We start from the raw sequence: 7556 nt of genomic DNA, 5'->3' as shown, positions 1-7556 counted from the left end.
GTCCCGAGGGATCGGGACGCGGCCCCGCGCCGTTGTCCTGCCGGGGCTGTCGGACGGCACCTGTCGGACGGCGCCCGCCGTCGGCCGCCGTGCGCCGTGCGCCGGTCTCAGCCGCCGCCGGGGACGCGGGCGCGGCGGCGGGGACCGGGACCGAGTTCCACCGCGCTGCACCACCAGCGGCCGCGCCGATGCTCCAGGCGGAACGCCAGCGCCCGCAGCCGGTCGGCCGACCCGACCCGGGCGAACACCTCCAGCACCCCGGCGGCGGGACGGCAGAAGCCGACCCGCCGCACGGCGGACTGCGCACCGCCGTCACGCAGCGGCGCGGAGTCGGCGAGCCGGACGAGCTGCTCGAACGCCTCCTGCCGGACGTGGCCGATCAGGGTGTGGACCGGGTTGCGTCCGCTGAGCACCTGCACGAGTCTCTCGGCGAACCAGTCGTGCGGCCGCGCCGGGTCCGGTGCTCCCGGGCGGCGCGGTCGGCCGCCCCGGTTCGGACCCGGCCCGGCCGGCCCGCGCGGCGCCGTGGTGCCCGCCCGGCGGAAGCCCGCCCCCGTCCCCGTCGCTGGTGCCGTGCCCGGACGGCGTGTGCTGACCCCCATGAAGACCCCTCCCCGTGTGCTACCCCTCGGTAACAACAGCGGAGTGTAATCATGTCGTCACGTACGAGGCAACCGTTTCGGGACGGGTGTCGCCGGTGCCGCGCGACGCGGCCCGGCTCGTGGTCCGGCCGTATCCTTGGGCCCATGCGCGTCTACCTGCCTCTCACCCTCCCCCGGCTGGCCGAGCTGCACCGCACCGGTGAGGTGGCGCCCACGCCGCTGACGGCGCACGCCGTGACCCCGGCGCTGCGCGAGTGGTACGCGGCGGGCGGCGAGGAGGAGTTGGAGTACGCGGCCCTGGGGCGGGCGGCGCACGCCGCACTGGCGCTGCTGGCCGCCGACGGCGGCGCTCCGCCGCGGCGGGTGGTGCTCGCGGTGGACGTGGCCGACGACGCGGCGCGCACCGACCCCGACCGGGCGCTCGACCCCGACGCGGTGAGCGAGGTCGTCCTCGGCTCGGTCGTGCCGCTCGCCGACGTCGCCGCGGTGCACGTCGACGCGGACGACGCCGCCGCCGATGTCGCGGCCGCCGTCGCGGCGCTCGACGGCGCGGCGCGGGGCGACGAGGACGCACGGTTGGCGGTGGACGGAGCGGCCGACCACGAACTGCTCTGGTACGCCGTCCAGGAGATCGACACCCTGGTCTGACCGGCCGGACCCGCCCGCGAGCCCGACCGGTCCGATCGCCACGGGTGGCGTGCGCGGTGTCCGAGCCCTCCCGTACGGTCGAGCCATGGATCAGCAGCCCTCGGGAACCCCGTCCACCGTGACGCCTGCGGCCGTGCCCGGCCCTGCGGAGCCCCCGCCGCCCCCGGTCGTCGCCGTGGCGGCCGCCGCCGAGCGCGCCGCGCCGGCCGGGGACACCTGGGACGGCGCGCACATCGTGTGGGACTGGAACGGCACCCTGCTCCACGACATCGACGTGGTGCTGGAGGCCACCAACGCCTCCTTCCACGAGATCGGGATGCCGCCGATCACCCTGGAGCACTACCGCGAGCTGTACTGCGTGCCGATCCCCCGGTTCTACCAGCGGCTGCTGGGCCGGGTCCCCAGCGCCGCCGAGTGGGAGGTGATGGACGGCGCCTTCCACCGCCACTACTTCGCGCGGTGCGAACGCGCGGAACTCGCCGCGGACTGCGCCGACCTGCTCGCCGGGTGGACCGCGGGCGGCGGGACCCAGTCGGTCTGCTCGCTGGCCCCGCACGACCGACTGCTGCCGTGGGTCGCGCGGCTGGGCATCGAGCGCCACTTCGTCCGCATCGACGGCGACCTCGGCACGGGCACCCGCGAGGGCAAGGCCGCCGCCATGGCCCGGCACGTCACGGAGCTGCCCGGGGTGTCTGCGGAGCGCACCGTCGTCATCGGCGACGCGGCGGACGACGCCCGCGCCGCCCGCCACGCCGGCGCCAAGGCCGTGCTCTACTCCGGTGGTTCGCACAGTCGTGCCAGCCTGGAGAAGGTCGGTGTCCCGGTGGTCGACACGCTGACCGAGGCGGTCGCCGTCGCGCGGACCCTGGTGGTCTGACCGTGCGACGCGCCGGTCCCACCGGCGGTTCTGTCCGGAAGGGCCAACTTTCGGCGCGGGTCTTGCCCACTGCGGACATGTTCGGCCCCGGGGGCCGAGGGGATAGCCTGGCAGGCGTGATCAGTGCGAGACCCGCCGGGGGCAGAGCCGCCTCCCGCGCCGTGCCCGCCCCCGCCGATCCGCGGGGGCCCACGGTGGGTGGTCCGCCGATCCCGTCGCCGCCCGCCCGTACCTCTCGGCCGGAGCACGGCCGATGTCGCGCGGGATGAACGGCGACGACGGCACCGGCCGCAGAGCGCCGGAGCCGCCCACCCAGACGCCCGACCACGACGTCCCGCAACGGCGCGCGACAGGAGCTGCGAGGAATGCACAGCAAGCTGGATGAAGGCAAGGCCGAACTACTGGAGCGTGCCGCCGAAGTGGCGGACCGGGGGCCCAACAACGGCCAGCCCTCGCACGGGATGGACGCGGCCGCACTCCGTGCCTACCTGCAGCGCTACTACCTCTTCGTGGCGCCCGAGGACCTCACCGGGCGCGACCCGGTCGACGTCTGCGGCACCGCCCTCTCCCACTTCCGGCTCGCCGGCGCCCGCCCGCAGGGCACTGCCAACGTCCGCGTCTACACGCCCACCGTCGACGAGATGGGCTGGACGTGCAGCCACACCGTCGTCGAGGTCGTCACCGACGACATGCCGTTCCTGGTGGACTCCGTCACCAACGAGCTGTCCCGGCAGGACCGCGGCATCCACCTCGTGGTCCATCCGCAGATGATCGTCCGCCGCGACATCACCGGCAAGCTGCTGGAGGTGCTCGACGCCGGCCGTGACCCGTACGGCGAGAGCGCCACCAACTACGAGCCCGAGGACCTGCCGGCCGACGCCGTCATCGAGTCCTGGATTCACGTCGAGATCGACCGCGAGACCGACCGCGAGGACCTGGGGGAGATCGAGGCCGACCTCCGCCGGGTCCTCAGCGATGTCCGTGAGGCGGTCGAGGACTGGCAGAAGATGCGGGGTCAGGCGCTCCGCATCGCCGACGGCCTCCCCGAGGACGTCCCCGGCGAACTCATCGCCGACCAGGAGGTCGAGGAGGCACGCGAGCTGCTCCGCTGGCTCGCCAACGACCACTTCACCTTCATCGGCTACCGCGAGTACCGGCTGGACCGCCGCGACAACGGCGCCGGCAACGACCAGTTGACCGCCGTCCCCGGCAGCGGTCTCGGCGTGCTCCGCTCCGACCCCACGCACCACCCGGCGGGCAACCCGCCCTACCACCCGGACAGCGGGACGGCCGCGTCCCCGGCGTTCGACCGGCTCTCGGCAGCCGCCCGCGCCAAGGCGCGCGAGCCGCGGGTGCTGGTGCTCACCAAGGCCAACAGCCGCGCCACCGTGCACCGTCGCTCCTACCTGGACTACGTCGGCGTCAAGACCTTCGACGCCGACGGCAACGTCACCGGCGAACGCCGCTTCCTCGGCCTGTTCTCCTCCGCCGCGTACACCGAGTCCGTCCGCCGGGTCCCGGTGATCCGCCGGAAGGTCTCCGAGGTGCTCGCCGCCGCCGGATTCGCCCCCGACGGGCACAGCGGCCGTGACCTGCTCCAGATCCTGGAGACCTACCCGCGCGACGAGCTGTTCCAGACGCCGGTGGACACCCTCCGCTCCATCGCCACCGCCGTGCTGCAGCTCCAGGAGCGGCGCCGGCTGCGGCTGTTCCTCCGGCAGGACGAGTACGGCCGCTACTACTCGGCCCTGGTCTACCTGCCGCGCGACCGCTACACCACCTCGGTGCGGCTGCGGCTGGTCGACATCCTCAGCGAGGAACTCGGCGGGACCAACGTCGACTTCACCGCCTGGAACACCGAGTCGGTGCTCTCACGGCTCCACTTCGTCATTCGCGTGCAGCCCGGTACCGAACTCGCCGAGCTGACCGAGGCCGACGTCGACCGCATCGAGACCCGGCTCGCCGAGGCGTCCCGCTCCTGGACCGACGGCTTCGCCGAGGCGCTGCTGGCGGAGTGCGGCGAGGAGCAGGCGGCCGAGGTCGGCCGCCGGTTCCACAACGCCTTCCCCGAGGGGTACAAGGCGGACTTCCCGCCGCGCGCCGCCGTCGCCGACCTCCAGTACGTCCTGGAACTCGGACCGGAGTCCGGCGCCACCAGCTCCCCGGCCCCCGGCGGCGACGGGCGCCACCCCTTCGCGCTGAGCCTCTACGAACCGGTCAGCGCCGCCCCCGGCGAGCGACGCCTCAAGATCTACCGCACCGGCGCCCCCGTCTCCCTCTCCGCCGTGCTGCCGGTGCTGCACTGCCTGGGCGTCGAGGTCGTCGACGAGCGCCCCTACGAGCTGCGCCCCGCCGACGGCTCCGCCGCCTGGATCTACGACTTCGGGCTGCGCATCCCCGAGCACCTCGCCGCGGGACTCACCAGCGACACCCGTGAGCGGTTCCAGGACGCGTTCTCCGCGGCCTGGACCGGTGCCGCCGAGAACGACGGCATCAACGCGCTGGTGCTCGCCGCCGGGCTGACCTGGCGGCAGGCGATGGTGCTGCGCTCCTACGCCAAGTACCTCTGGCAGGCCGGCGCCCGGTTCTCCCGCGAGAACATGGAGGAGACGCTCCGCAAGAACGTCCACACCACCCGGCTGCTGGTCTCCCTCTTCGAGGCGCGCCTGAACCCCGAGCGGCAGACGGCCGGCCGGGAGCTGACGGACGGCATCCTGGAGGAGCTGGACGGCGCCCTGGACCAGGTCTCCAACCTGGACGAGGACCGCATCCTGCGGGCCTTCCGCACCGTCATCACCGCGACGCTGCGTTCCAACTACTTCCAGACCGGCGAGGACGGCGAGCCCCACCCCTACCTCGCGACCAAGCTGGACCCGCAGGCCATCACCGACCTGCCCGAGCCGCGTCCCGCCTACGAGATCTGGGTGTACTCGCCGCGCGTGGAGGGCGTCCACCTCCGCTTCGGCAAGGTCGCCCGCGGCGGGCTGCGCTGGTCCGACCGGAAGGAGGACTTCCGCACCGAGATCCTCGGCCTGGTGAAGGCGCAGGAGGTCAAGAACACCGTCATCGTGCCGGTCGGCGCCAAGGGCGGGTTCGTCGCCAAGCGGCTCCCCGCCCCCTCGGACCGCGACGCCTGGCTGGCGGAGGGCATCGCCTGCTACCGGACCTTCATCTCCGGCCTGCTCGACATCACCGACAACCTGGTGGAGGGCGAGGTCGTCCCGCCGCGCGGCGTGGTCCGCCACGACGGCGACGACACCTACCTGGTGGTCGCCGCCGACAAGGGCACCGCCACCTTCTCCGACATCGCCAACGAGGTCGCCCAGTCCTACGGCTTCTGGCTCGGCGACGCGTTCGCCTCCGGCGGCTCCGCCGGCTACGACCACAAGGGCATGGGCATCACCGCCCGCGGCGCCTGGGTGTCGGTCGAGCGCCACTTCCGGGAGCTCGGGCACGACACCCGGACCCAGGAGTTCACCGTCGCCGGCATCGGCGACATGTCCGGCGACGTCTTCGGCAACGGCATGCTGCTCTCGGACCAGATCCGGCTGGTCGCCGCCTTCGACCACCGCCACATCTTCCTGGACCCCGAGCCGGACGCGGCCACCGGTTTCGCCGAACGGCGCCGGCTGTTCGAGATGCCCCGCTCCTCCTGGGCGGAGTACGACACCTCGCTCATCTCCAAGGGCGGCGGCATCCACCCCCGCACCGCGAAGTCCATCCCGGTCACCCCGCAGGTCCGCGCCGCGCTCGGCATTCCGGGGCGCACGGCGACGATGACCCCCAACGAGCTGATGCAGGCGGTGCTGCGCGCCCCGGTCGACCTGCTGTGGAACGGCGGCATCGGCACCTACGTCAAGTCCTCGCAGGAGAGCCAGGCCGACGCCGGCGACCGCGCCAACGACGCCATCCGCGTCGACGGCCGGGAGCTGCGGGCGAAGGTCATCGGTGAGGGCGGCAACCTCGGGATGACCCAGCTGGGCCGGATCGAGTTCGCCGAGCGCGGCGGCCACTGCAACACCGACGCCATCGACAACAGCGCCGGCGTGGACACCTCCGACCACGAGGTCAACATCAAGATCCTCCTCAACGGCGTTGTCGCCAACGGGGACCAGACCGTCAAGCAGCGCAACAGGCTGCTGGCCCGCATGACCGACGAGGTCGGGGAGATCGTGCTGCGCAACAACTACGCGCAGAACGTCGCCCTTGCCAACGACCTCACCACCTCGCCCAGCCTCCTCCTCGCCCACCAGCGGCTGATCCGCCGGCTGGAGGCCGACGGCCACCTCGACCGCACGCTGGAGTTCCTGCCCGACGACGAGCAGATCCAGGAGCGGCTGCACGCCGGGGAGGGGCTCACCCAGCCCGAACTCGCCGTGCTGCTGGCCTACTCCAAGCTCGCCATCACCGAGGAGCTGATGGGGACCGGGCTGCCGGACGACCCCTACGCCCAGCGGCTGCTCCAGCTGTACTTCCCGGCCCCGCTGCGCAAGAAGTTCCCCGACCGGGTCGCCGGGCACGCGCTGCGCCGCGAGATCATCAACACGATGCTGGTCAACGACACCATCAACGTGGGCGGTTCCTCGTTCGTGCACCGCATGCACGAGGAGTCCGGAGCCTCCACCGAGGAGATCCTCCGGGCCCACACCGCGGCCCGGGCGATCTTCGCGCTCAACCAGATCTGGGACACCGCGGAGCGGCTGGACAACCAGGTCGACGCGGCGACCCTGACCCGGATCAGGCTGCACTCGCGGCGCATGGTCGAGCGGGCGGCGCGCTGGCTGCTCAACAACCGTCCGCAGCCCCTGCAACTGGCCGAGACGATCGACCTGTTCGCGGGGCGGGTCGGCCAGGTCTGGCAGGAGCTGCCCAAGCTGCTGCGCGGTCAGGACCTGGAGTGGCACACCTCCGTCCAGGACGAGCTGGTGGAGCAGGGCGTGCCGGGCGAACTCGCCCAGCAGGTGGCCGGGTTCTCGGCGGCCTTCCCCGCCCTGGACGTGGTGGCCGTCGCCGACCGGACCGGCCGCGACCTGCTGGACGTCGCGCAGGTCTACTACCACCTCGCCGACCAGCTGGGCATCTCGCGGCTGCAGGACCGCATCAGCGAACTGCCGCGGGCCGACCGCTGGCAGTCGATGGCGCGGACCGCGATCCGGGAGGACCTCTACGCCGCGCACCAGCTGATCACCGCCGACGTGCTCGCCGCCGGTGAGACCAGCGACGCGCCCGAGGAGCGGTTCGCCGCCTGGAGCGAGCGGAACCAGGCCATCCTCGGCCGGGCCCGCGCCACCCTCCGGGAGATCCAGGAGTCGGACACCTTCGACCTGGCCAACCTCTCGGTCGCCATGCGGACCATGCGGACGCTGCTGCGCTCCAACCGCTGACTGCCGCCTGCCGGCCGGTCGCCCACGTGCGGCCGGCCGGTGGGC

Annotated in this window: 4 protein-coding genes; 3 read left to right on the top strand and 1 reads right to left on the bottom strand. The window is 73.2% G+C overall.

All coding sequences use genetic code 11. The features are described 5' to 3' along the window. Window positions 1–107: 107 nt before the first annotated feature. A complete protein-coding gene (locus tag HCN56_RS26680; RefSeq protein ID WP_245246863.1) occupies window positions 108–602 on the bottom strand; it encodes an Rv3235 family protein in 495 nt (164 codons plus the stop codon). A 144-nt stretch (window positions 603–746) separates the two neighbouring features. Here HCN56_RS26680 and HCN56_RS21625 point away from each other — a divergent pair, with 144 nt between their 5' ends. From HCN56_RS21625 to HCN56_RS21615, 3 genes are all read left to right on the top strand, one after another. Next, entirely contained in the window at window positions 747–1250 is a 504-nt protein-coding gene (locus HCN56_RS21625) for a DUF6912 family protein (protein ID WP_167973672.1), read from the top strand. A gap of 85 nt (window positions 1251–1335) precedes the next feature. Continuing rightward, window positions 1336–2127 carry an HAD family hydrolase gene (locus tag HCN56_RS21620; RefSeq protein WP_167973670.1) on the top strand — a complete coding sequence of 264 codons (792 nt, stop codon included), beginning with the start codon at window positions 1336–1338 and terminating at the stop codon, window positions 2125–2127. Window positions 2128–2492: 365 nt separating this feature from the next. Beyond that, window positions 2493–7511, top strand: coding sequence for an NAD-glutamate dehydrogenase (locus tag HCN56_RS21615; RefSeq protein WP_167973668.1), 5019 nt, complete (start codon window positions 2493–2495; stop codon window positions 7509–7511). Window positions 7512–7556 lie beyond the last annotated feature (45 nt).

The organism is Streptomyces lonarensis (assembly GCF_012033735.1).
Classification (GTDB): Bacteria; Actinomycetota; Actinomycetes; order Streptomycetales; family Streptomycetaceae; genus Streptomyces; species Streptomyces lonarensis.
The sequence above is the reverse complement of the archived record's forward strand: the minus strand, read 5'-3'. Positions and strand labels throughout refer to the sequence as shown.